Source organism: Xanthomonas sp. NCPPB 1325 (assembly GCF_041477645.2).
GTDB lineage: Bacteria > Pseudomonadota > Gammaproteobacteria > Xanthomonadales > Xanthomonadaceae > Xanthomonas > Xanthomonas cannabis.
This window is the reverse complement of the sequence record NZ_CM192985.1, coordinates 572502-596411: the sequence shown is the minus strand read 5'-3', so window position 1 is coordinate 596411 and position 23910 is coordinate 572502. Positions and strand designations below refer to the sequence as shown.

At 57.6% G+C, this 23910-nt stretch carries 20 protein-coding genes; 7 read left to right on the top strand and 13 right to left on the bottom strand.

Going from position 1 to position 23910, the window contains the following annotated elements:
* Window positions 1-327: 327 nt before the first annotated feature.
* The 5 genes from ACCQ10_RS02535 to ACCQ10_RS02515 all read left to right on the top strand — a co-directional run bounded on the left by ACCQ10_RS02535 (window position 328) and on the right by ACCQ10_RS02515 (window position 4782).
* On the top strand, window positions 328-1302 hold the full coding sequence (locus tag ACCQ10_RS02535) for a hypothetical protein (protein WP_372362111.1): 975 nt from the start codon (window positions 328-330) through the stop codon (window positions 1300-1302).
* A 169-nt stretch (window positions 1303-1471) separates the two neighbouring features.
* Window positions 1472-1885, top strand: coding sequence for a helix-turn-helix transcriptional regulator (locus ACCQ10_RS02530; protein WP_372362110.1), 414 nt, complete (start codon window positions 1472-1474; stop codon window positions 1883-1885).
* A gap of 15 nt (window positions 1886-1900) precedes the next feature.
* Complete coding sequence (locus tag ACCQ10_RS02525; protein WP_372362109.1) at window positions 1901-2284, top strand: hypothetical protein; 384 nt, start codon at window positions 1901-1903, stop codon at window positions 2282-2284.
* Window positions 2281-3711: a YfjI family protein gene (locus ACCQ10_RS02520; protein ID WP_372362108.1), complete on the top strand. Its 1431-nt coding sequence runs from the start codon at window positions 2281-2283 to the stop codon at window positions 3709-3711. The genes ACCQ10_RS02525 and ACCQ10_RS02520 overlap by 4 nt, the downstream gene beginning before the upstream one ends.
* A 357-nt stretch (window positions 3712-4068) precedes the next feature.
* The gene (locus ACCQ10_RS02515) at window positions 4069-4782 is read left to right on the top strand and encodes a MobA/MobL family protein (protein WP_372362107.1); all 714 of its coding nucleotides are present in this window, start codon (window positions 4069-4071) and stop codon (window positions 4780-4782) included.
* 2205 nt (window positions 4783-6987) lie between these two features.
* Here the strand turns inward: ACCQ10_RS02515 and ACCQ10_RS02510 are convergent.
* Genes ACCQ10_RS02510 through ACCQ10_RS02495 form a run of 4 tightly spaced genes read right to left on the bottom strand, consistent with a single transcriptional unit; the run spans window position 6988 to window position 8833 of the window.
* Window positions 6988-7626, bottom strand: a complete 639-nt coding sequence (locus ACCQ10_RS02510) for a hypothetical protein (protein ID WP_372362106.1) — start codon at window positions 7624-7626, stop codon at window positions 6988-6990.
* Between the two features lie 4 nt (window positions 7627-7630).
* Window positions 7631-7900 carry a hypothetical protein gene (locus ACCQ10_RS02505; protein ID WP_372362105.1) on the bottom strand — a complete coding sequence of 90 codons (270 nt, stop codon included), beginning with the start codon at window positions 7898-7900 and terminating at the stop codon, window positions 7631-7633.
* A 2-nt stretch (window positions 7901-7902) separates the two neighbouring features.
* Entirely contained in the window at window positions 7903-8121 is a 219-nt protein-coding gene (locus ACCQ10_RS02500) for a hypothetical protein (RefSeq protein WP_372362104.1), read from the bottom strand.
* Between the two features lie 25 nt (window positions 8122-8146).
* Window positions 8147-8833 carry a J domain-containing protein gene (locus ACCQ10_RS02495; RefSeq protein ID WP_372362103.1) on the bottom strand — a complete coding sequence of 229 codons (687 nt, stop codon included), beginning with the start codon at window positions 8831-8833 and terminating at the stop codon, window positions 8147-8149.
* Window positions 8834-9108: 275 nt separating this feature from the next.
* Here ACCQ10_RS02495 and ACCQ10_RS02490 point away from each other — a divergent pair, with 275 nt between their 5' ends.
* On the top strand, window positions 9109-9306 hold the full coding sequence (locus tag ACCQ10_RS02490) for a helix-turn-helix domain-containing protein (protein ID WP_321824086.1): 198 nt from the start codon (window positions 9109-9111) through the stop codon (window positions 9304-9306).
* 120 nt (window positions 9307-9426) lie between these two features.
* Here the strand turns inward: ACCQ10_RS02490 and ACCQ10_RS02485 are convergent, their stop codons facing one another.
* Both ACCQ10_RS02485 and ACCQ10_RS02480 read right to left on the bottom strand, forming a co-directional pair.
* Window positions 9427-9936, bottom strand: coding sequence for a JAB domain-containing protein (locus ACCQ10_RS02485; RefSeq protein WP_372362102.1), 510 nt, complete (start codon window positions 9934-9936; stop codon window positions 9427-9429).
* Window positions 9936-10892, bottom strand: a complete 957-nt coding sequence (locus ACCQ10_RS02480; protein WP_372362101.1) for a DUF932 domain-containing protein — start codon at window positions 10890-10892, stop codon at window positions 9936-9938. Before ACCQ10_RS02480 ends, ACCQ10_RS02485 begins: the two co-directional genes overlap by 1 nt.
* A 919-nt stretch (window positions 10893-11811) precedes the next feature.
* On the opposite strand from ACCQ10_RS02480, the gene ACCQ10_RS02475 reads away from it, so the two are divergent.
* Complete coding sequence (locus ACCQ10_RS02475) at window positions 11812-13887, top strand: M13 family metallopeptidase (RefSeq protein ID WP_372362100.1); 2076 nt, start codon at window positions 11812-11814, stop codon at window positions 13885-13887.
* A gap of 386 nt (window positions 13888-14273) precedes the next feature.
* On the opposite strand, the gene ACCQ10_RS02470 is transcribed toward ACCQ10_RS02475, so the two are convergent.
* From ACCQ10_RS02470 to exbB, 7 genes are all read right to left on the bottom strand, one after another.
* Window positions 14274-17045, bottom strand: coding sequence for a M16 family metallopeptidase (locus ACCQ10_RS02470; RefSeq protein ID WP_372362099.1), 2772 nt, complete (start codon window positions 17043-17045; stop codon window positions 14274-14276).
* 70 nt (window positions 17046-17115) lie between these two features.
* A complete protein-coding gene (locus ACCQ10_RS02465; RefSeq protein ID WP_372362098.1) occupies window positions 17116-19653 on the bottom strand; it encodes a TonB-dependent siderophore receptor in 2538 nt (845 codons plus the stop codon).
* 404 nt (window positions 19654-20057) lie between these two features.
* Window positions 20058-21050, bottom strand: coding sequence for a FecR family protein (locus tag ACCQ10_RS02460; protein ID WP_372362097.1), 993 nt, complete (start codon window positions 21048-21050; stop codon window positions 20058-20060).
* A 58-nt stretch (window positions 21051-21108) separates the two neighbouring features.
* On the bottom strand, window positions 21109-21678 hold the full coding sequence (locus tag ACCQ10_RS02455) for an RNA polymerase sigma factor (protein WP_372362096.1): 570 nt from the start codon (window positions 21676-21678) through the stop codon (window positions 21109-21111).
* Window positions 21675-22307 carry a TonB family protein gene (locus ACCQ10_RS02450; RefSeq protein WP_372362095.1) on the bottom strand — a complete coding sequence of 211 codons (633 nt, stop codon included), beginning with the start codon at window positions 22305-22307 and terminating at the stop codon, window positions 21675-21677. The genes ACCQ10_RS02455 and ACCQ10_RS02450 overlap by 4 nt, the downstream gene beginning before the upstream one ends.
* 140 nt (window positions 22308-22447) lie before the next feature.
* The gene (gene exbD / locus ACCQ10_RS02445) at window positions 22448-22870 is read right to left on the bottom strand and encodes a TonB system transport protein ExbD (protein ID WP_372362094.1); all 423 of its coding nucleotides are present in this window, start codon (window positions 22868-22870) and stop codon (window positions 22448-22450) included.
* Window positions 22860-23645 carry a tonB-system energizer ExbB gene (gene exbB, locus ACCQ10_RS02440; protein WP_372362093.1) on the bottom strand — a complete coding sequence of 262 codons (786 nt, stop codon included), beginning with the start codon at window positions 23643-23645 and terminating at the stop codon, window positions 22860-22862. Before exbB ends, exbD begins: the two co-directional genes overlap by 11 nt.
* Window positions 23646-23910: the final 265 nt, after the last annotated feature.

Sequence of the window (23910 nt, the reverse complement as noted above, 5' to 3'; positions counted from 1 at the left end):
ACAACAGTATCTGGTGGCGAACAAGGTACGCGACACGCAAGAGCAAACGCGATTGCAAGAGCTCGCACAGGCGCGTGATCACAGCCAGGATGATCCAAGCAGGATTGGGCCGCGAATGATGTAAGCCAGCTAATCATCTATCTGAGGAGAATGGAGATCTTGGATATGACGGGAATCATCGAACGTACTAACGTGGTTACTGAACTTTACGCGGCGAGCAAGAAGGGCAAAGAAGTCCAGAGCATGGCGACTTAAACACCGCGCCTGCCGGCCCAGTGAACAAGTAAGATCCCTCATCAACCACCAGCAACGTCGATAAGCTGCACTATGATTAATAAGAAGACCGATACAGATAAAAGCAAACCGCTCTATCCCGCCGATGCTAACTTCCCTAAGACCCATTTCTTCTACGAGTACGAAGGAGAAAGAGCCGTGGATCCGGCCGTGCTGGTAGAGCACGGCATCTTGCTGTGGCACGAACAGATCTACGCGAACGAGCTTCATGACGTCAGCCCGCTCTGGGCCTTTGCCGAAGCCGAGCTGGAGAAGCAGAGTCAGGCGCCGACCCACTCTGATCTAGAATGGCTGCGCCAGCAGGTCACTGTTAATGCGCTTGTACCAGACTCCTGGAGCAGACTAGAACCTTATCCCTACAAAGGCCTTCTGATCGCCGCGCTGTACCTCCAAGAAGCCAGGCGCCTCTGCAAAGTCGGTGACACTGGCCGGGTGTGGCACATCACCGCTCTTGCCTACTACAACCTGGGCTTGAACACGACCAAGTCGGCCTCGCACGTGTTCGCGACCTATGCTGCCAAGGAAAAGGCCGACGACAGCGAGTACGCGCGCGCGATCGTGCTACAGGTCCTCAAACGCCTGGAAGACGACAAGTCGATCACCAGCGTCGCTCAGGCAAAGCGAGCAGTCATTGGGTTCATCCAAAGCTACAAGGACAAGAAGGGCACAGGTGTACTCCTGTCTGAACTGGAGAAGCTTGACCGCCTGAAGCCCAAAGGGGCCAAGCGTAGTAAAAAGAACGGTGCGATAGATCGACTTGAGAACACCCTAAACACTTGGGCCGGCCGCAAAAGCCCCTATCCAGAGATGGCCGAGGCGTTCGCGGCATTCGATCGAACAAATCCTTCCTCCGCCTCCCCAGAACCGCCCGCATCCGGCCCGGCGCGAGCCACCAGCGAGTCATTCGAATTCGAAACGGCCGATTACCACACGCGTATCTTCAATCTACTGGCAAACGGTGATGTCGTGTGCCTGCGCCTGGGCCACGACAAGGCTCAGGATCAGTAAACCAGCGGTCTACACGCCGCGCCTCAAAGAGCGGCGGGCTTACACCAACCACGCAGAGCATGTCAAATGGTCTGCGGCTGACCTTTCGACCTCCACATACCTCCTCGTCAGACTCTCCCGCACTGGGACGCACTACTGCGCCCCAGGCAACCATAAGGGAAAGTTTGAAATGCTCTCAACCAATATCCACTCTGAAGCCACACCTCGTCAGGTCAAGCGCTCTAGCCTGACCATAGGGTCTGCATCGGCGGTTAATAACCAGTCTTCGGCTACCTTTGACCTGGAGCTTCTCCAAGAACTCCACAAAAGCAAGATCTTGGACCGCCTCAAGGACATTTTTCAGCTCGCTCGAGCCAATAATCGTTCCAGCGATCGTGCAATCCGCCTACCTGAAGTGCTGCACATCTTGGGCATCGGCAAGAGCAGTTGGTACCAACGCCTTAGTGCAAGCTCCAGCTCTTATGACCCGTTAGCTCCCCAGCCATTCAAGTTGGGCAAGTCCGAACGCTCGCCTTCAGTCTGGTGGCATTCGGAAATTATTGCCTATCTCGAAGCCCGCGCAGCCGCGTCGCGCAATCGCTAACTGGGGGCACAAAACATGAAGATCAAGAACGAAACCACGACCAACAACAAACCCAAGGACGAGCGTCTGTCCAAGCTCCAGCGCAAGTTCGAACAAGCGGCCGCCATGAAGGCCCCCAGCGCAGAGGACATCTTCTCCGAAGCTTACGAGATCATCGAGATCGCAATGAAAAATGGGCTTTCTCAAAAGGAGATCATCGCACTGGTGAATGAAACCTACGATCTGAAGCTGCACGCAGCCAGCTTTCGGGAACTTCTGAAAGGCGAACGTGAGGCCCGAGAGTCGGGCGGCCACCCGGCACTGTGCCCGACCTGTCGCCAGACTCTCGTACCGAAGCTGCATGAGGAACCGGTAAAGACGGCAGGGAATGCTTCCACCCACACGGGAGGTACGCAATGATCCGCCCGAACCTTGAACACTATCCGATCGACGCGCTGACGGACAGCTTCTTCTACGCAGGCAAGGAGGTATATGACGCCACGCAGACACCGGAATCACTGGTGGCGCTGGTTCTTCTTTCGTCGGCCGCTACTGTATGCCAACGCCTTATCGATGTGGTCTTGCCCGTAGCGGGTGGACTGGTGAGCCCGGTCTCGCTGTACCTGATGTTCATAGGCGAATCCGGAGAACGGCGCTCCACCGTCAACTCCATGATCGCAGCACCGATCTACGATCACGACGAACTCGCCTCCATAAAGCGGACCGAGTACATGAGCGTCTACAGGTCCAAGCGTGAGATCTGGAAGCTGACGAAGACGCGCCTCCTCAGGACCATTAGTCAGTTTCAGGATGATGGCATGGATATAGCCCACCTCGAGTTGGAACTGATCGAACACAACAGGCTTGAGCCCCGGCCTCCCAAACAACGGAAGATCGTGCACCAGAACATGACCGAGACCGCGATTTATGAAGCTCTGGACGGGGATGGCCAATCCATCTCCTTCATCACCGACGAGGGACAAATCATGCTCGAGTCCCCCACCATGCGTAATCTCGGACTCTTCAACAAGCTCTGGGATGGCCCCAGGACGCTCCCGATGCACCGCGCAGACAACAAGGTTGTCTCGGCTCACAACCCGAGAACTTCGATGCACGTCATGACGCACCACCCGGTAGTCCAAAAGTACCTTCAAAAGAAAGGCGATATAGCCCGGGGGTCCGGAACGCTCGCCCGATTCCTGATGGCGATGCCTCCTTCGACCAAGGGCTACCGGGAGGCTCGAAACGAACCTTCCGTAATGCCATACCTCAAGAAATTCAAATCGCGGCTTGGTGAGCTCCTCAAGCTGAATGAGGAACTGGTTGATCCCGGAATCACGGAACGTTCAAAGCTCAGGTTCTCGGATCAAGCCTCAGCACTTTGGCGGCGAACCGCGAATGAGATCGAACACGAAATGCGTCCAGACGATGGCCGTTACGCCGAATGTAGCGACGTCGCTTCCAAGCTCATGGAGAATGCAAGCAGGATCGCTGCCATCATGCACCTTTTTGAAGGCCACACAGGCGAAATTCACGAAGAAACCCTGAGGCGTTCCATCAAAATTGCGCAATGGCATCTCCACGAATTCCAGCGGCTTTTCGTCGATGGCAGTGTGCCCGGAGAGGAAGTCGACGCCATGGCGTTGAAGCGGTACCTGGAGAACAAGTACTGGAAGTTCGGGGTAAGGGAAGTTGAAAGCACCGTGGTCGCTCACAACTGCGGGATCCGCCCCAAGGCCCGCATGGATGCGGCAGTCGATGTGCTGATTCGTTGGCAGGAGATCACCATTGCCCTGCATGAGCGCGACAAGCGCAAGTACATGATTAGGCAGAGAGACAGACTCTGATATCAGCCGAGCCAGCCGCTCTTTACCTACCCCATGCCAGCCAGCTCTCAGGAGCTGGCTTTTTTTGCGCCCCAACAGCGTGCCGCACTTGTGGAGCACATAGGTGCGGTGCTGCATGTAATTCTCTACGTAGCAAGCGGTAAACTTATGGAGAAGTAGCGCAACTATCGATAACTCACATATCCCTTCCGATCATCGCCCAAATGTTGACCTTGATCGGCCTTTCAAATAATTCAGGGGGAAATGAGGAAGCGCAGTTACCGTTTCCCTCCAAAATCCATTAAACCTATGAGATATAGCAGCCGGCCAGGACCTTCCTCGCCGGCTTTTCTTTTGCAAGAAATAGAGGACACAAGCATGGCCAACTATCGCGTTGAGGTGAAAAGCGGCAAGAAGGGAGCCTGCGTCGAGCACAGTCGCTACGACGCCCGCATCGGAGACAAGTGGGAGGACAGGGATGACCTGATCGGATTTGAATTCGGCAACTTCCCGGACTGGAGCCAGGACAAACCCCTGCTCTTCTGGAAGCACGCCGACAATCATGAGCGCAAGAACGCGGCGGCTTATCGCGAATGGATCATCTCGCTGCCGAACGAACTCGATCACGAGCAGAATATGCGGCTGGGGAGGAAGATCGCATTGCTGGTGGCCGGGCCCCGGCCCTGGCAGATGGCCTTCCACGGTCCGGAGGGAAAGCTCTCGGGCAACCCGAACCCGCACATCCACGTGATGACCTCGGACAGGGCACCCGATGGCATCCCGCGCCCCCCCCAGCAGTACTTCTGCCGATACAACGCTAGGCATCCCGGGCGAGGTGGGTGCAAAAAGCTCAGCGGGGGCATGACGCATCAGCAGGTGAGCCAAGAATTGGTAGCCACCCGGGAAGGTATCGCCGATCTGGCGAATGAGGCACTGGCCGAAGCCGGGTTGGAGGTCCGCGTCGATCACCGAAGCCTCCGAGATCAGGGCATCGATCGAAGTCCGGGAACTCATCTGGGTCCGGCGAAGGTCAAGAGGATGATGGGCGAGAAACGCCGAGGGCACGCGGCGAACAAGGACGGAGAAAACTAGGCCCACGGCGGGGCGTCGCTCCCTTGGGGGGCAGCTGTGAGGATCCACCTATCGCCCCAGGGAAATCGTCCCGGTGAAATTGGACCTGACCAAAAACGATGCGTTTATGCGCACCTATGCGCAGAAACGCATTCATTTCATGCTGAGAAGGATTTTTCGCGGTACTAACCCAAGCAAGCCGCCGAGGCGACGACGCAGTAGTAATTCGCCTTCAATCTACCTCTTGGCGTCTGACTTTTCTCGTCCCTTCCTGCCGCTTTCATTAGTGGCACTTCCGCCGTCACTCTGTTATTGACAGAGCGTGGCACAACGCTAGCCGTCATCTATCTGTAGGTTATTCATCCTGGGCATCTCTGGAAGACAGTAGTTACCAAGCCCACTCACGCCCCAGGAGCCCCGGATGAGCATCCATACACATGCCCGATTGATGCCCATAGTCGAGCGCTGCTCGTGCGTCGGATCCTGCAGGAAGGGTTGCGCGTGGAGGCGGCGCAGGCGTGCGGGTCAGTCTGCGTGCCGCTTACAAGTGGCTAGATGGCTCGGCCGCGAGGGAGCTTCTGGTCTGGCCTCTCGCAGCTCCTGTCCAAAGCGGTGTCCAAACGCTACGCCCTAGTCGATGGTACGCAGGTGGTGGCACGCCGACGCGAGTGACAGACCTACCGAAAGATCGGCGAGTCTTTGAGACTAGGGCATTCCGGCCCATCGCCCGAATTGTTCGACTGCCGGTCTGATTTGGCTACATAGGTCAGCTCCAGCTGACACCAGGATTGTTACTCTTGACCCCTTCCACGTCCCTGATAAATCTTGCGAAGCTCATTGGAGGTGCTTCTCCCTTCTGACCAGGGTGACCCCTGCGGCCGCAACGCCCCCGCCAGCCAAGCTTCCGCTTGCGGCACCGGCAACGGTGACCACTACCGTTCCTCCGGCCATACCGGCACCACCAACGGCAAGGCTGCCCCCACCAAGTGCAGCTAGCCCCGCAGAGCTGGCAGCAGCTCCACTGAGAGTTCCACCACCCACGCCGAATCCAATGCCACTCACGACAGCGCCGATTTTAGGTGCCGCAGCGAGCGCAGCACCCCCGGTTACGACTGCTGCTGCCGCGGTTGATCCCAAAATCACTGCCGTCTTCCCGGGGTTCTTTTTGACAGTGTCAACGCACTCTCTAATCGATGCGCCGCCTGCTGCTTTTACTTGGGACGCGCCGGCGCTGATCGCGCTGACCCGCGACTTTAAATACTGAACCAGCTGACATCCGTGCTCAAGTCGGCGTTGCTATTTCGTTAGCGCACCCGGAGGTGTTGATCCCATCTTGCTTGTGTAAGCCAGGGGCAACGCCGCCGGTTCATAGCGCAGACCTACCGGCGCTGCTGGCCATCGCGTATCTGCTTGGCCGAGGATGCCGACGCCATCGACCTGCGGCCAAACATGACGGCAGTCTGATCCATTATCTCCATGAGCCCCTAAGCCGCTCATGGCACCCCAACAACGGACAGGGCCACATTGCTCGCCTACAGGTGATTTTAAGATCCTTGTCGATCGAACACAGCAGTGCGCGTCGTAGACACCGCGCACCGTCGTGACACTGAGCGAGGATGCTGCCGTAAACATGCATGTTGAAGGAAGGCATCAGAGATTGCTGTCCCAGGTACTACCATGCAATCAAGCCTTCCGTTGATCATGCTTGGGAAAGCACACTGCGCTTGGCTGCTGCCTTTCACACCGTTTGCGAAGAAAGCGGCGAGATCAGCGAAGAGATGGTTGTCCGTGCGTAGCGATCGTGGAGTGGTTGCTTACGCAGCATCACATGGTGTTCGTCGAAGCGATTCGCCAGGAGCCTAAGCAGAAGCTATTTAGCCCAGCACCTCCTACCGGACTGCGCAGGCAAAGCCCTTCCGATTATGCGCGCCGGGTTATTGAGTCGGTGTGGAATACGCGCAAGCTACGTTCAAATAATGAGGCATTCCTCGAAGATGTTGAATGTCGAGCAAGTTTGCCGTCATTGCGCTTAAAAAATCAGTGGAATGGCTCGTGCGTAGGGAGCAAGTCATCGTTTTGGGTACAGATGATGTGCGCCGCATACGAACCCTTGCACACGCCCTTCCTATATCTCGGACGGGCGCCTGTGACGTCAAAAAAATAGCGTTGAATTTGCGCCAAGTAGGGAGAGCATGTGCTCTCCCTACTTGGATGCTACAGTGCAGATTAAGGCGATGGTTGCACCTGCAGCCATTTGTTCCCATGAACCACATACAAGACCTCCTCTTCCGTTGACGGACAGCAGTCCGGATCATCCGGCCCTTGTACAAGCAGCTTCACATGCACCGTGCCGTCTTCCAGACTCACATTCTGAGCAGCAACTCCGAAGCCAGAAACGGACGTGGTGCCTGCCAGCTGCAACTGGCCGGTTTCCTTGCGCTGGAAAGCCGCCAAGTAACTACCACTTCCGTTGCCACCGCCACCGCCTTCCAGGGTGTACAAGGCCACCACCTCTGGCTTGCCATCCCCGGTCAGATCGCCTTCGACCACCTTCCGAGCGTCCTTGTACTCGGTCGCTCCGTCAGCCTTCTTTGCCTCCTGGGCGATGACTGCATTGATGACCTCAGCATCAGGTGTGATCTGGACAGCTTCCTGCGGAGGCGCTTTCTTTGCCTCGGCCTTTACGGCCTTGGTGGCATCACACTGGATAGCCTCGGCCTCTGCACGCTTGGTACCCGCCGGAACCTCGCAGCCAGCAAGGTTGATATCGGCTGCTTTCGTCACCTCATCTGCTTTGCTACATCCCGTTACGGCTAGCGCAGCTAGCAGGATCATCGTGGACCGGTAAATCTGCATCATCTTCATTCCCTTATCGCTTCCTGCACTGTTGTGCGGCATTGGCCAATTGATCGATGAAGTCCGGGGGCGGAGCTCCCTCGGACTGAATTGCAACAATTCCTTCTTCCCCGTAATGCGCCTGCAGCTTGTCGAAAGCACATTCGCAGACAGACTCGTTCCCTCCGCTGCTGGCACAGCTGCCGACGAACTCGTTCCGAGCCTTGTCCGCCTTGCTGCTGCATGCTCCAAGCATCAGCAACGCCGCCAGAGCAGCCGCAATCTTCGCGACATTGCGTGCCATGACTAGGCCCTCCTTTGCACAAGGACCAGCACGCCGCCGATGACGACAAGCCAAATCAACCCGCTGAGAAGCCCCCCGAACGGCGGGAACGCAATTGCTGGCCAGACCAGCGCGCGGCCGAGGTTGTAGGCAAAACCCCTGTAGGCGTATTGCCCCCAGTTGGCCAAGCAGATTGCTGCAACTACGACCGAGGCTCCGTAGAGGCCAATCAGATATTTCATTTCTTTCCCCCTGTTATTGTGATGGTCAACGGCCCTGCTGCAGATAGCGGCTTACGCCCTTGAAGAGCGCCTTTAAATCGTCTTTGTTAGGCATATTTAGATCGGCGAAGCGCTCGCCATTGATGTAGACGTACTTCCCTTCTGTCGTGATCGCCGAAAGGACTCCAAGCAGGCGAATCTCCACTGGTTGGAACACCGCCTTGCATCTGATCTGTGCCTCGGTGATCAGGACACCTTCGCGTGCACCGCCAAAGAGCGTGTCGTCGATCAGCACAACCACATCCTGTGGTTGAAGTCCTTGCCCATAGGACTCCAGTGCGCCGGCAAGTTTTTTATTAGGGATATGCGGGGCGATGAAGATCCGCTCAAGCGGTTCACCGTTCAGTGCGAGGCCGTCCAGCGCCTGCACTAACGTCAGTGCATACGACTGTTCCGACTCGCGCGCGCAGGTGGCATCTGCCGTGCCTGGTGGGCGCGCTGACTTAGTTCGCACGTCTTCATCCACTCGCGCACGACTGACCGGATCCCGAAGTGCCGCGTACGCCTGGTTGACCTCCTGCATCCTTGAGGTCGCCCAGTCCAGCGTTTCCGCATCCGAGTTTGCGTAGCGGTCCGGGTGGTACTGGCTACGTCGGCCTCGGTATGCCAGCTCTATCTCTTTCGGCCCGGCATTCGCACGGATTCCAAGTATTTCGTAGTAGCCCTTCCCCAACTTAGATCTCCTGCGTCTCGTCGATTCGAAAGTGCCCATGTGCGTAAGCGCAGGACGGCGCCTCCCTCTGCCACCGACTAGGAAGGCGGACGCACGCAACATGCAGGCAGGAGCCACCTTCTGCATTCGCCCACCCGGCTTTTGGCCTGCTGCCCAACCGACCTGACACCGCCTAAGCCAGCCCTAGTACGATTTTATGCTAATTATAGTATGTCGAATACTAGTATTCAAACCCAGACCATCTCGCGATGGCTCGGGCAGCTCACGAAACTCAGTTGGTCACCGTCTTTGCTGGCAACGTCCGGCGATTGAGGAAGGAGCTCGGGCTGTCGCAGGAAGACCTCGCCGAGGCAGCCGGCGTCCACAGGACCTACATCGGCATGCTTGAGCGCGGCGAGAAGAATGTGACGATCTACAACATCGAGCGCATCGCACTGGCGCTCCGGGTTCGCCCCGGGTCACTTCTCGACTGACGGCAATTCTGTGGCCGGCCCCTTAGGGCTCGGCCACTGAACACGCGGGACAAGACGAGTAGATGTCTGGCCTTGGCCGGTCGCGCTGTGCCGAGACTGGCCCCACAGCGGATGTCATCCCTACACCCATCCCCGGGTGGCCATCGAGACCGCCTGGCGGGCTGTGACCACGAAATGATCCAGCATCCGGATCTCCACCAACTGCAAGACAGTCTTCAACTGGACCGTGACAGCCCGGTCGGCTGCAGAAGGCTCAGTGTGGCCACTCCGGTGATTGTGAGCCACGATGACTGCCGCGGCGTTCAAGGCCAGCGCGCGCTGGACGACGATGCGCGCATGCACCTCCGCGCCCTCTACGGACCCGGAGAACAAGCGCTCAACCCCTATGAGCCGGTGCTGGTTATCGAGGAAAGCAACCTCGAAATGCTCCCGTATCTCACCGCCCAACCGCAGCCGGAAGAACGCACCGCCCTTGGAGACGTCACTTAGTCGTGGCCCTGGCTCGCAGGCACGCTGTTCGAGGATGCGCAGGGCACGCGCGAAGATCTTGTCATCCCGTGCGCGAATGACTTCCTGAGATGGTGCAGGCCTGCCATCAGACGGCGCACATGTGCGTGTCTCGACCGGCATCACGCTATCGTCCCCATCACTTCCTCCCACGCGCGCTGCTTGATTGCAGCCCCCGATCCAAACCAGGCAGCGTCCCGGCGGTTGTCATCGCTATGCGCACGCCGGTGATGGTCAACGAACTCGGTCAGACTGTTAAGCACCCCCCATGCAGTTCCGCGACTGGAGGAGAGGGTTGCCCCACGCCCACCGCCCTCGTATAGCGCGCGCACCCTTGCCACGGCATGTTCATTGACAACTGCCGAGCCCGGCGTCGAGCCTCCATACACCAACACACGACGCAGCAGCCCCTCCACAGAATCCGGAGGGACGTGCACATCGCACAATGCCTTCATTCGATCCACGAAGCCGTCCCACCCACCAACGACAATGCCGAGTTGCCGCTTGATAGCGTCGGGTTGGAACTGACTGCGATGCGGAACCTTAATGGCGCCGCCGCTCTGATCCACAGCGATCTGCAGCGTGTTGTTGCATACCACGCGAACGGATGTGAACTGCGCTGTTGTAGCTAGTGTCCCGTCGCACGCTGTGGCCAGCAGCAGGTATCCATCGACTCTGTCGTGCCTCTTGAGGGCGGTGCTTTGGCCGGTCCTGGCCAACGCCCAAAACTTCCTCCCTCCACGCAGGACGCCAGCGGTTTCAAGTTCAAACCCATGAAGTGCGGTCAAGTCGCGGTAGAACTCCAGGATCTCGCCCGGCTGCACAACCTGGAAGCGCTTGGACACCACCGCTAGCGGCGCCTGAGTGTCCGATCGATAAAGCACCTTCTGCTCAGGAAAGGTGCTAGCGCCACCTGAGCTGCCGATCTGCGTGTTGTAACGCACCTCCGATTCTTTTATCTCCCATTCCATACCAGCCTGGCGCCTCCAGACTTCTATGGGTTGGTGCTTGCTCAGCTTGTTACCCAGGCCATGCCAAGGTGTCTGGCCCATGTATGCCATCGATTCAACAAGATGCACGTGTCTCTCCTAAATGCGGCGGCATAAAACGCACAAGGCCCGGACGATACCGGGCCTTGTGCGGTGCCTATGGATGATGGATCAGTCGTTACGGAAGAACTCCGAACCACTGGGAGCAAAGGAACAGCGCGCGACGGCTGCCAGGATGGAGGCCGCCACAATAAAAACGCAGTACAAGAACTCAGACTTGTCCCTCATCAGATCACCCAGTCAATGGACGGATCAGTGCGGACCGCCCCCACGCAAGGCCAGACACCTTCTGGCTCTCGTGTAGGTATTAAGGGTTTGAAATATTTTTACTTTGAGGACACGCGCCGGGCTGTGTCGTGTGCTCGGCGGCATGAAGCCGGCGTATCCTTAATGTGGCGAGATGACACGCCTTTATCGGCAGAGTGATCGCTCTGTATTGCCGCTGGCTGCCATAGCGCGGCCCGTTTTTCTCAAAGTTGGCGCAGAGCCGTCCCTCTCCACAGGGCGCCAGGTCTGCTTGTGCGACGCGTCCCCAATAGTTGATCGAGGTCCGCAGCTGCACCAGTTCGTTGTGCTTCTCATGGATTTAGCAGTGGGCGCGGGAAGTGACTGGATGGCCGCCAAGGCTTCTTCGGAGCGCTCAATTGAGGGCTGCCACAATTGGTCGGTCAGTTCCAGCTCCACTGCCAAGTTGCCGCTGGCGATACCATCCTTGCCAGCCCATTGTCCTGACTCGGTGCGCTGGTAAAGCAGGGCATCCGAGCCCACCACCACGCTGGGCTTGGCTTGGGCCGGTGATTTCACCTTCATCCGCAAATTTATCCAACACTTCGCTTTCACGCACATACAAGTCCAGCGTAGAGCGGGAATACTCAACTTTGCTCAGCTGACGCCCATCTGCTCGAATGGGGCAACTAAGCTGTGGGAAATATCTCCACTCACAGCAACCATGATCCCACTGAGCAAAAAGACACTTGCACTAGCGATCTTCATTGCCTTGACCGGTTGTAAGCAAACCGGCGACCAAGCGCCCGCAACAAAGCATTCCACAGCAGCTGCGGCTACGCCGGCGCTGGATATCGGTGAGCTTGATACTCGTATCGACGCATGCCAGGATCTGAATGCATTTGCCAATGGAAAAACGCTGGCCAAGGGGATTCCCGATGACGAGATCGGCATCGGCACCTCCTATGACGTCTACAACGCCAGCTATCGCGATCAGCATGAGATTGCCCAGACGTTGCTGCAGTCGCGCCCTGCAGCCGGCTCGATCGAGCAGCTGGTCAGAACCTTCTATGCATCCGGGATGGACACCGAGAGCATAGATCGCCTAGGAGCAACACCGATACAGCACCGACTCGCTCAAATTGATGCCTTGAAGGATCAGCGCGACATTGCCCGCTTCATCACCCAACGCCACGCCGAGGGCGCCAATGTGCTGTTCCAGTTTACTGCACAGCCCGACGCACAGACTGTGTCGAGAATGGTTGGGTTAGCCTGGGTCGAGGGCATGACGCTTCCCTCAAAAGACTATTATGTCGATGCGCAGTATGCAGGCATTCGCACGGCCTACCTCACGTATGTCCAGCAGTCGTTTGTACTGGCTGGCACACCAGTCGACAAAGCCGCAGCGCAGGCAAGGCAGGTTCTGCAACTGGAAAGCCGTCTGGCGGCGGCATTGCTGCCACGTTCCGAACAGCGGGACCCGAAAAAAATGTATCACTGGCTCACCACTGCGCAAGCCAATGCCTTAACCCCACACTTTGCATGGGACAGCTTTATGACGGCGCAGGGCGTGACCGGAGAGAAAGGCGTTGCATTGTCCCAGCTCGCGTTCTTCAAGACATTCGACAAGCTGTTGCAAACCGCGCCAGCGTCGCAATGGCGAGCTTATCTGCGCTTCCGTGCCATCGATGATGCGGCACCGGCGCTGAGCAAGCCATTCGTCGAGAATCACTTCAATTTTTATGCAAGGACGTTGGAAGGCCGGCAGGTGCAGACGCCACGATGGAAGCAGGTGATCCAGTCATTGAACGATACGATCGCAGAGGCAATGGGCCAGCTCTATGTGGCTAGGGAGTTCTCTCCTGCCTCCAAGCAACACGCGCTCGAACTGGTAGAGAATGTGCGTGCCGCCATGAAGCTTCGGATCGAACACGCCGACTGGCTAAGCCCGCCAACCAAGGCCAAGGCGCTGGATAAGCTGGCCAATATCATCCCAAAGATCGGGTATCCGGACACCTGGCGGGATTGGTCAGGCTTGCAACTGGAAGAGGGCGCCTACCGTGGCAATATCGAGCGCGCTGCTGCGTTCAATCATCACGCCGACATGGCCAAGATCGGCAAGCCGGTCGATCGGATGAGTTGGGGTGAAGTGGCACCACAGACAGTGAACGCCTTCTACAACCCTAGCGAAAACAGCATCTACTTTCCCGCAGTGATCCTGCAGCCGCCGTTGTTCAGTGCGACCGCCGACGACGGCCTCAACTATGGCGGGATCGGGGGCATGATCGGGCACGAGATCAGTCACGCCTTTGATGACCAGGGCAGACAGTTCGATGCCATCGGTGCCAACCGCAACTGGTGGCTGCCCCCGGATGTTGCCGCATTCCAGACCCGCTCCGACAAAATCAAGCAGCAGGTGAGCAGCTACGTGCCACTCAAGAGCAGGCCGGACCTGCACGTCAACGGGCAACTGGTTCTGGGCGAGAGCATCGCCGACTTCACCGGGGTCACCATCGCCTACGACGCGCTGATGCTAAACCTAAAGAAACATCCCGACCGGAATGTCGCTATCGACGGGTATACGCCCGAACAGCGATTCTTCGTCAACTGGGCTCGGCTTTATCGCAATGCGCGCCGGGAAGAAGCACAGGTGAAGGCACTCAATTCCGACCCCCACCCGCCCAGTGTCGTGCGCGTCAATGCCGGGCCAGCCAACATGCCGCAGTACGCCAAGGCATTCTCATGCAAGGCCGGCGATGCGATGGTGCGCTCCGAGCAGGAACGTTCACAGATTTGGTAACGCATCAAGAGCGGCTTTAGATCGCTCATATCCATGACGATCTTGCGATACCAATAGACAATGCCGTCAGCGAGCCGCTAGTGCTCGATCAGTCGCAACAAGCTTTCGTCTTCCTTGTTACGCTCGCTTTGGGGTGAGCGTAACAAGGGGTAATAGCCCGCCCGATTGACGCGCAACACTCGGCATATCGCGCACAACCTGGATTTCCTGAGACGGTCCTGCATGAACGCGTACTTTTCCTTCATACCTCGGCAGAGTACGCGGCTTCCTTCTTTAGGGTGTCGCACTCCTCGGTGACGCGACGCAATTCGGCCCTCAGGCGCAGAACCTTGGCACTGTTTGAAGATGTATAGGAAACACTGGGCGTATCAATTTCTGACCGCTGACTAAGGCAAATTTGTCACCTTACGCTTCGAGCCGGCGAAGTCTCCCGCAACAAATGTGCTGACGGCCTTAGGGTCAATGTGCTTCTTGATTGCTGCGTTAACCTGACCTACTGTGAGTGCTGCGATACGGCGCTCGAAGTCCGCATCCCATTGCATCGTACGATTCAGATAAAGATTTTGCCGTAACCCAGCGGCAATCGTGCCATCCGTGGAGCGGCCATCACGGTACGATTCCAGCAACGACGACTTCGTATCTGTCAACTCTTGCTGCGTAATTCCGTTACTGACCAAGCGACTCAACTCCTGGGTCATCAACGACTCGACCTTGCCCATACTCTGGGGCGCCGAGGTGGCTTGCATGTAGAAGACGCCATTCTCATCATTTGGATTGATGATCATCCCGCCACCAACGTAGTAGCTGAGTCCCTCCTTGCCTCGCACACGGTCGCCTAGTCGAGACGACATTGAGCCGCCACCAAAGACACGACCAGCCAGAACCAATGCAGGATGATCCGGATCGTTATCCTGTACCGGAAAATTACTGCGTGAAACAATCACGGCATTCGCCTTGTCCGGTGATTCGAATTCTTCACGAACAACTTTTTCTGGCTGGAAGTAACGGTCCTTCACTTCCACATAGGGGTTAGGCGACTTCCATGCTGCGAACAAGGTTTCCAGCTCTTGCTTCACCTGCAATGGATCGAAGTTACCTACGACCGCAACCTCACCGACAGATGTGCCATAGAAATCGCGGTGAAAATTACGCACATCGTCCTGGGTCAGTGCCTTGACTGCAGCTAGAACCTGATCATCCGGACGTACTGCTTCAGGGTGCCCAACCGGGTGAGAACCGAAATGCATGCGCATTGCCAAGTCAGCGATGTAGCCCGGCTCTTTGTTGCCGGCTTCAAGCGCCGTTATTGATTGAGTTCGCATCTGCTCGAACTCGTCTTTTGGGAACGCGGGGTTCCGCAGGATGTCGGCGATCAGTCGAAGAGATGGGCTCAGATTTTCACGGCCCGTCTTCACCGAGACATAGGCCATCTGTGCATTGCCTGTCACCTGAACTTCAGCTTTCAGGTCAACAAAGCGCTTTGCGATTTGTTCGCGACTCATGGTTTTACTGCCATGCATCAGCAGGCCGCCGGCGAAGCCTGCGGCATCGCCTTTTCCGATAACTGACGAGTCATCGCCGAAGTGGAACATCATCTCTGCCACAACCCTATCGCCGCGAGTTCGCTTGGGCAACAGTGCTACTTTCAAGCGATCGCCGATGGTTAGCGTCTCGGTGCGCGCCTGAATGTTTTCAGGAGATTGATCAAAAATTTCCCCAGGTGCGACCACCGGGCCTCCCTTGTAGCCGTCAACAAGACTGACAATCGTCGGCGCGTCCGAGATCTTTACAGCACCGGGCTTAGCGGTCGGAATGAAGCGCGCCAACGTCCGGTTATCGCGTACGAGGTATGTTCGTGCAACACGGTTTACGTCCGCGACGGAAACTCGACTGATCGCGTCGCGGCGTACAAAACCCAGCCGCCAATCTCCAGCAGCGATCGACTCGGATAATGCGTTGGCGGTGCCAATGACATTGCTGTCTTGTATGCGCTTATACCTGTTTGCGATACGCTGCTTGGCTGCCGCAACCTCATCCTCCGTGACCGGGTGAGCTACCAGACCTTCTACCTGATCTAACAGCACCGTCTCTACTTTACTAGTATCGCTGCCAGCAGCGGGCGTCGCATAGAAGCCGGCCAGCCCCGGCTCAAGGTAGCTGTCAACTTCGTTATCGACATTCGACGCTAAACGCGTAGCTACCAGAGCTTTGTGTAACCGTCCGCTTGGCACCGTGCCCATGATGCTATCGAGCACCTCCATCGCAGCCGCATCGGGATGCCAGGCCGATGGGGTGTGATAGCCCACTGCGATCAATGGCAACTCGCCGACGCGGCGGATATTGATTTCTCGCTCACCATCTTGCGCAGGCTCCAGAGTGTATCTGGACGGCAGCTTCCGTGTAGGTCGAGGAAGTCTGCCGAATGTATCCTGCACTGTCGCCAGGACGCGGCCTGGATCAAAGCTCCCGGCGATGATGACGGTGGCGTTGTCCGGCTGGTACCAAGTGCGATAGAACGCCTGCAGTCGTTCTATCGGGACATTCTCTACGTCTTCGCGATTACCTATCACACTCTTTCCGTAGGCATGCCACAGGAACGCCTGCGAGGTCATCCGCTGCAACAAGATACGCGTTGGCTTGTTCTCGCCGATCTCCAGTTCGTTGCGGACTACGGTCATTTCGCTGTCCAAATCGCTCTTCGCAACGTTGGAGTTAACCATGCGATCGGCCTCGACTTTCAGCATCCAGTCAAGAGTCTTCTCGTTGGTCGAGAACCAGCCGTAGTAGTTGGTTCGGTCATGCGCCGTAGTGCCATTAAATGTGATCCCCCGTTTCTTGAACTCTGCGGCGATACTGTTGACCGAGGGAGTACCCTTGAACAGCAAATGCTCTAAAAGGTGGGCCATGCCACTCTCGCCATAATTTTCCTGCGCCGCCCCCACAGAATAGGTGACATTGACCAACGTTGTTGGTGTGCTTGCATCCGGATAGAGCAGTATGCGGAGTCCATTTTTTAGGTGGTATTCGCTGATTCCCTCTACACTAGGGCCGGCACTAATGCCGGAGGGAATCGCTGTTTCTGCATTCGCGGACTCAATGTTGACACACATCGCGATGGAGGATAAGCAAAGCGCGAAGAGAAAGGAACTTCGTTTCATGGTGTGATCCGTAATGAATTTTTTTTTTAGGGTGCCACGGCGTCGGCGATTTAGACGACCCAATGCCTGGTCAGAACTGGCCGCGAATATTCAACATGAAATTACGTGGCTCGCCGTACCAGTTGCCAGATATGCTGTTCTGAACTGTCTGGTAGTAGGTCCGATCGAACAAGTTGTTTATATTCAGGGCGATCGACCAGTTGTCGTCGATTTGATAGGCGGCGCGTGCGGAAAATACGACATAAGAGCCTTGCGTGAACTGAAACGGAGCAAAGCCTCCGACGCAGGTACTTCCGGTGATGTCATAGACCAGGCAAGCGACCCCTTCGAAATATCCGCTGCTTTGGGCATTCGCACCGCCGCCCAGGCTCACGCGCCTGAGCTCGCCGTTCTGAAACTGATAGCTGGTCCAGAGCTTAAGCAGGTGCCTGGGAAGGCGTGACTCCAGAGGCGCTCCGTTTTGGAAGGACAGCACCCCGATTTCTTCATTCTTATTATTGGTGTAGCCTAAGGACAGTTGCCAACCTGGCATAATCTCACCATTCAACTCCAGATCCGCGCCACGGCTCACCCGCTGTAAATCGGCATCGGCCGTGTAACAGCAGTAGCGTGTGCCACCATCCGGACTGAAATAGTCGTCCGGATTTCCAAAGTCCCCATCGAGCTGGGCAAAGTTCTTCTGCTCAATGCGGTAAACTGCGAGCGATGCTGTAAGGCGGCCATCGCGGCCAGACCATTTGATTCCTGCTTCGATATTTCCGCCGGTAATGGGATCGACTTCACTGCCATCGCGACCAAGAAGCTCGGACTGCTCCAGATAGACATCGCTGTAGCTGGCATATACCGAGAGCTTCCTACTAACGTCATATACTAGCGATAATTGTGGGGGCCAGCTCAGATCCTTGGTTTTGACTCGAAAAGTACTGGAAAACAGGGTATCGCCTTGCGCCCATGTCTGGCCTGTATCGAAATCCACACAACCCTGCACCTGTATGCAAAAGGCCTGGGTGATATTGCTGGACTTGCGCTTGGTGTATCGCATTCCAATGTTCAGATGCAGCGGGTCCCAGATCGTCATCGTCAGTGATGCGTATGCGCCAAGCTGCCGGCTGAGGTATTCCGGGTAGTAGGTTTGCCGCACATCTTCCGTCCCCCTAGCGTAGGTCAGCTCATTGGGATCGAATCGCCTGATGTTAGGAATCGGCGTAGGCATCGCTGCCGGCGGTGAGTATAGAGTCGCCCCTCCACCGTCGGCCTCGGCGTAGTTGGAGCCGATGACTAATCTCTGCTCATGGCCAAGAAAATTGAAGTTTCCGGACAACGTCAGGTCCCCGGTCACTTGTGTACTGGCGCCCTGTTCGCGTGCTTGACTAAGATTACCGCCACCCTGCGTCTCTACATCGATGGGTCCATTGACGATACCCGTGACTAGAGCTCGATCTTGCTTGGTCCGGCCCAAATTCACCGTCACATTCCAGTGGTCGCCAAGCGTCTGCTCGATACGCCCAAATACTTCAGTAGCGTCAATGTCATAGCGGGACCAAGGCAGGCAAAGACAGGTATTGCGAGGCAGGTTTAGCGATGCACCGTTGCGGTAACGTGGCAATCCGGCATTAAAAGGCAAGGCGTTCTGCCAGGTGCGGCTGGCGCCGATGCCGATCACGGTCGAAGGCGTCGCGTCCCAGTCCACGACGCCGTACACCATCTTTTTCTGGTTGTGGGCGATGTCGTAGAAGTAATCCTGGTCTTGCCACACCACGACACCTCGCCCACGCAGAGCACCGTCAAGCCCCAAGGGCCCGGTCGCATCGACCATAGTACGGTAGTTGTCCCAGCTCCCAATCTGGCCTTCGGCGGTTATTTGCGCACGATCAAGCGGGCGTTTACGTACCAAACTGATGACACCGCCGGGCTGGCCATAGCCGTTATAGAGTCCATCGGCACCGCGCAGGATCTCGGCGTGGTCGTACATCGCCATATCCAGTTGCGGCACCATTCTGTAGTTGGGATTCGAAATATCCATCGGCGCACCGCCATCCAGCTGGATACGCTGAATGCGAAAACCCCTCGAATAGAACTCCGCCTCCACGGGACCATCGCCACCGGTGACCGTGCTGATGCCGGTGGCTTGGTTCATCAATGAGGAGAAATCGGTGATGTTCTGCTCAATGAGACGTTGATGCGTGATCACACTGATTGACTGTGGCGTCTCCTGTAGCGACAACGGGAGTTTGCTGGCAACGCTGGCCGCTCCAGTGGTGTAGCTGCCACTGCCTTCGGTCGCAGTGAGATCGCCACTTCCGTTGACGTTGTTGATCCCGACACCGTTAGCTGCGCCCTCGATTCTCAACGCACCGATCAGGTGTGCATCTCCTGCATCCGGCATCGCCTCGATCAGCACCGTACGTGGTCCAGTAAAACGAAAGGTCAGGCCACTTCCGGTCAGCAGCTGACTCAAGCCCGTCTCAATCGAATACCTCCCCCGAATTCCGCCGGTGCGCTTGCCATCGGTCAGACGGCTGTCGACATTGAACTGCAGACCGGACTGGGTGCCGAAACGCAGCAACGCCGAGCTGAGTGCATCTTCGGGGACGTCGAAGTCATGCATCTGCCGTTGTTGCGCGGATACTTGCTGAGCATTAGCCACTGTCGCCCCACCTCCCCACACAAGGGCCCCAACAGCGGCCCCCATCAGCGCCCCTGTCGTGCAGCGCTGCACCACTCGTCCAAGAGCCGACACCAGTGACACGTTCAGAGCCGAGCGCCTCATTCCCTATTCCCCTTGGTGGAATTCGATACCGCCCCGCGCCTTGCACACGTGAACGGGGTCTTTTAAGGGGTAATGCTTGAAGAGGTCGAAGTTGACAGAAAAATTTCAACCAGATTGCGCGAGCCTAGCTAGACGCTGATGCGACATTGCACACCGTGGAGCATTGCTCGCATGCAGTGCCAAAGCAGGATCGGCTGAGTGCAGCTCAGGAGCTTGAAAATTCGGTACGCGCCATTCCTACATCAGACCGCGCGGATCCAAACGATCGGGCCGATCCGGGTCACCTTGACAGGCAAGGATTGCTCCAACGTGTCATACCACTCGTCCAGGCGCGCCAGATCCACAATGGAACTTACCCGCTGATGATCGCTCTGCGGATAACTGACCAGCACCAGGCGCTTGTCGTAGCGTTTGAGTTCTTCTAGTACTTCGCCAATGCGGCGATTCTCGAACTGCAGGCGCCCAGTGCGCCAGGACAGCACCTGCTCCGCGCGGACCGCTTCGATGCGCGGCATCACTTCCCCTGGATGCACCTGAACCTGCTCGTTCGCAGTGATGGACACTGTTGGCGCATCTGCACTGGCGACCTGCACCTTGCCCCGCTGCACGGTCACTACAACATCAGCTCCGTCACGTCGCACACCGAACGCTGTACCCAACACAGTCACCTGACCGGCGCCGGCATCGACAGTGAATGGATGGTGCGGATCGTGTGCCACGTCGAAGTAGGCTTCGCCGCTTGCCAGATAGATATGGCGTGTCCCCTCATCGATCCGCACGTTGGCAGCACTACCGATGTTCAACCACATCGTACTGCCATCGGCCAACGCGATCGTGCGTTGCTCGCCGCTTCCGGTGGCTTGGTCGAATCGCCAATCCCGATGCCACTGGTCGCCCAGAAACACCGCCAGCATCAGAACCGCTGCAGTTGCGAGTGCCGGGCGCCAAAAGCGACCCCTCCGGGCTCGTTGCCGTTGTGCAGCGTTCGCAGGAAGGCTGACCATCACGGGCGCGTATAGTTCCTCCAATGGCGCACCGAGCGTCAACCACAGTCGTCGGGCGTCGTTGAGCGCCTTCTCGTGGCGTATATCTGCATCGCGCCAGCGTTCAAATTCAGCTAGCGCATTCGCATCGGCCTCTCCGCTGACGATACGGGAGACCCACACGAGCGCCTGGTCCATCGGATCATTGGAGTCGGGCTCCATCTTTATCTGCATTGCGTCGTCGTCGCTCATCTGCCTGTTCCTGTAACGCCCAGCGAGCCTGAAAATGACAATGGGGGCGAGCGTCCGTTCATCTCTCACCCAGTTTCTGCGCACAACTCTTCAACGCCATCAACACGTACTTGTTCACCAGGCTCAAGGAAACGCCGAGACGCGCTGCCACTTCCTCACGTGGCAGGCCCTCAACGCGCGTCAGATACAGCACGTCCCTGCACTTGGCGGGGAGCTCGGCAAGCGTGGCTTCGATCAGGCCCACCTGATCGCGCGCATGTGCGTGCTCCTCCGGCTGGGCGATATGCCCTTCGAACAAGATCAGTGCGCCTGCAAGCAATTGCACCCGGTTGCTTTCACTGCGTAGATGGTAGAGCGCTGCATGCACGGCCATGCGCATCAGGTAGCGGCGAGCATCCTCTTCGTTTGACAACAAATTGGAGACTCGATCAAGACGAAGATAGATATCCTGCGCGAGGTCCTGCGCGGTATGGCGATCAAGAATACGGCGCTCGATCACCCGCTCCAGACTCGGCCGGATCTCGATGAAGATGCGCGTTAACTCCTCCGTGGTCAGCACGGCAGTCAACACGGTTTCATCCGTTGCGCCAGGCGCTGGCACCGAAGCTTCGTGACGTCTCCACTTCATTGCCGCCTCCCTTGGGCAGACTGACGGTGCAGGAAGAACTCTACCGGTACGATCATCTCGACGGTGCTCCCCGCCATCTCCGGCGGCGGTGGCGGCACTGGGGAAGCGCGCTGGATCAGCGCATTGACTTCCTCATCCAGCAACGCGTAACCACGGCTGCGCCAAATACTCCAATGCAGCACGTTGCCGCCGCGATCCGTTGTGAAGCGCAGGTACACCACATCTTCCTGGCGGCGGCGCTGGGCGGCACTCGGATAGCGCTTGTGCTGTTCCAGATGCGTCAATAAACGGTTCTCCCATGTCTGGATGAGGGCCTTGGCATTTTCGCTAGAGGCACCCTGGACCGGCGCTTGAAGCGCGGCATCGGCTGCGGCTTGGGCGGAAACCGCTGCGGTTGTACTGTCAGCCGCCGACTCCTGGTCGGCTTTCGGCTCTTCCTCGGGCTTAGCGGCCAACGCATCCGGTGGTGGATTTGTCCTGACCTCTGGTGGCGGATCAAATGCACGAGGCTTTGGCTGAGGCTTGGGCTGTACCCGCGACTCGACCTGCTCTGGACCCTCCGGTCTCTGAGTGACCTGTTGCTCCGGCGCTGCGGGCATCGGCGAGAGCTCGACCGTCATGGCGGCCATGGGAGGCGCGACCGCTGTAGGAGGCTGCGTACCGAAATCAACCAACACTAAAGCCGCGACGCCAGCGTGCACTAGCAGCGCGCTGGCGATACTGCCCACCCATCGGGTGGAGTCGGAAACCCTGCGCTGCCCCATTATACCTAGGTCTCCGTCTGGTCCAGCGTAACCAACGCGACCTTCTGGTAGCCCTGCTCGCGCAAGGTATTCATCAGATTCATCAGGTCGCCATAGGAGACGGTCTTGTCGGCGCGCAGGTACACACGCACCTCGCGGTCTCCATCAAACAAGGTGTGCAACGCATCGCCCAGTGCGATACGTTCGACCTCGGCTTCCCCCACGAACACCCGCAGGTCGGCCTTCAGGCTCACAACTACCGGCTCCTGCGGCTCCGGCTTCGCTTGCACGCTGGAGACCGGCAGGTCCAATGGCACATTCACCGTGGCCAGCGGTGCAGCCACCATGAAGATGATCAACAGCACCAACATCACGTCGATGAAGGGAGTGACGTTGATCTCGTGCAGGCCGGCATCGCCCTCATCTTCGGAGTCGAGCTTAAACGACATGGCTCAAGTCCTCCGCGCATCGTGTGTTCAGATCGACTTCCAGCTCCCGGCTCAGCAGGCACATGACTTGTGTCGCAGCATCGCTCATGCGCACACGATAGCCCGCGATTGCGCGCGTGATCGCGTTGTAGACCAGCACCGCCGGGATCGCCGCGACCAGGCCGAATGCCGTCGCCAGCAACGCCTCGGCGATGCCAGGGGCCACGATCGCCAGGTTCGTGGTCTGCGAATTCGCAATTCCGATGAAGCTGTGCATGATGCCCCACACCGTGCCGAACAAGCCGATGAAGGGCGCGGCAGCGCCGATGCTGCCCAATACGCTGGTACCGCGCGACAGTCTGCGCTGCTGCCCTGCCTCCACGCGCGAAATCTGCGCGGCCGCACGCTCCTTGATGCCTTCGGCAAAACCATATCGGTGACCTTGTGGATGGCGCTCAAGTTCACCAATTGCGGCACGGACCATCGCAGCGGCTGCAGGATCCGGCAATTGGGTGAAGCTGACCAGCGCACTGCCTTCGGACAGGGATTGCAGTGCTCGCGCGATGGCTCGGCGGCAGCTGACAATTTCCCAGGTCTTAAATATCCAGATGCTCACTGTGGCGACCGAGGCAAGCACCAGGATCCCCATCACCATCTTCACTACCCAGTCTGCCTGATGGAACATCGCCACAACCGTCAGATCGCGTGGGAGTGCAGATTCAACTGCAGCCAAAGCCGAAGCCGGCAGGGACATCAAGGCCGCGATCAGCGGAACTACAACGAATCTATGCTTCAAGGCTGGCTCCTAGCTCGTTTGTGCGTAACTGCGCGAGGTGCGAAAGCGTGGACCCGCTGATTGCGCGAGGTAGCGCCCGCTTGAAAGGTAATGCTTGAACAGTGCCGCTTTGACAACCTTGCGGAAAGATTTCTTCACTATCCTCGCAGTCTCTTGCCCCGTGAGAAAGCGTCCAGACGATGCTGGTGGGCGCGCCTCCCCCCTGCGTTCGGCTCGTTGCACCAAGCGGTTAGCTGTCGTGAATCCTCGCGGGGGCTACTTCGGT

Bases quoted from the DNA above. Each gene is read 5' to 3' on its own strand.
- ACCQ10_RS02535 (WP_372362111.1), top strand. From the start codon at position 328: ATGATTAATAAGAAGACCGATACAGATAAAAGCAAACCGCTCTATCCC.
- ACCQ10_RS02530 (WP_372362110.1), top strand. From the start codon at position 1,472: ATGCTCTCAACCAATATCCACTCTGAAGCCACACCTCGTCAGGTCAAG.
- ACCQ10_RS02525 (WP_372362109.1), top strand. From the start codon at position 1,901: ATGAAGATCAAGAACGAAACCACGACCAACAACAAACCCAAGGACGAG.
- ACCQ10_RS02520 (WP_372362108.1), top strand. From the start codon at position 2,281: ATGATCCGCCCGAACCTTGAACACTATCCGATCGACGCGCTGACGGAC.
- ACCQ10_RS02515 (WP_372362107.1), top strand. From the start codon at position 4,069: ATGGCCAACTATCGCGTTGAGGTGAAAAGCGGCAAGAAGGGAGCCTGC.
- ACCQ10_RS02510 (WP_372362106.1), bottom strand. From the start codon at position 7,626: ATGAAGATGATGCAGATTTACCGGTCCACGATGATCCTGCTAGCTGCG.
- ACCQ10_RS02505 (WP_372362105.1), bottom strand. From the start codon at position 7,900: ATGGCACGCAATGTCGCGAAGATTGCGGCTGCTCTGGCGGCGTTGCTG.
- ACCQ10_RS02500 (WP_372362104.1), bottom strand. From the start codon at position 8,121: ATGAAATATCTGATTGGCCTCTACGGAGCCTCGGTCGTAGTTGCAGCA.
- ACCQ10_RS02485 (WP_372362102.1), bottom strand. From the start codon at position 9,936: ATGCCGGTCGAGACACGCACATGTGCGCCGTCTGATGGCAGGCCTGCA.
- ACCQ10_RS02475 (WP_372362100.1), top strand. From the start codon at position 11,812: ATGATCCCACTGAGCAAAAAGACACTTGCACTAGCGATCTTCATTGCC.
- ACCQ10_RS02470 (WP_372362099.1), bottom strand. From the start codon at position 17,045: ATGAAACGAAGTTCCTTTCTCTTCGCGCTTTGCTTATCCTCCATCGCG.
- ACCQ10_RS02465 (WP_372362098.1), bottom strand. From the start codon at position 19,653: ATGCATGACTTCGACGTCCCCGAAGATGCACTCAGCTCGGCGTTGCTG.
- ACCQ10_RS02460 (WP_372362097.1), bottom strand. From the start codon at position 21,050: ATGAGCGACGACGACGCAATGCAGATAAAGATGGAGCCCGACTCCAAT.
- ACCQ10_RS02455 (WP_372362096.1), bottom strand. From the start codon at position 21,678: ATGAAGTGGAGACGTCACGAAGCTTCGGTGCCAGCGCCTGGCGCAACG.
- ACCQ10_RS02450 (WP_372362095.1), bottom strand. From the start codon at position 22,307: ATGGCCGCCATGACGGTCGAGCTCTCGCCGATGCCCGCAGCGCCGGAG.
- exbD (WP_372362094.1), bottom strand. From the start codon at position 22,870: ATGTCGTTTAAGCTCGACTCCGAAGATGAGGGCGATGCCGGCCTGCAC.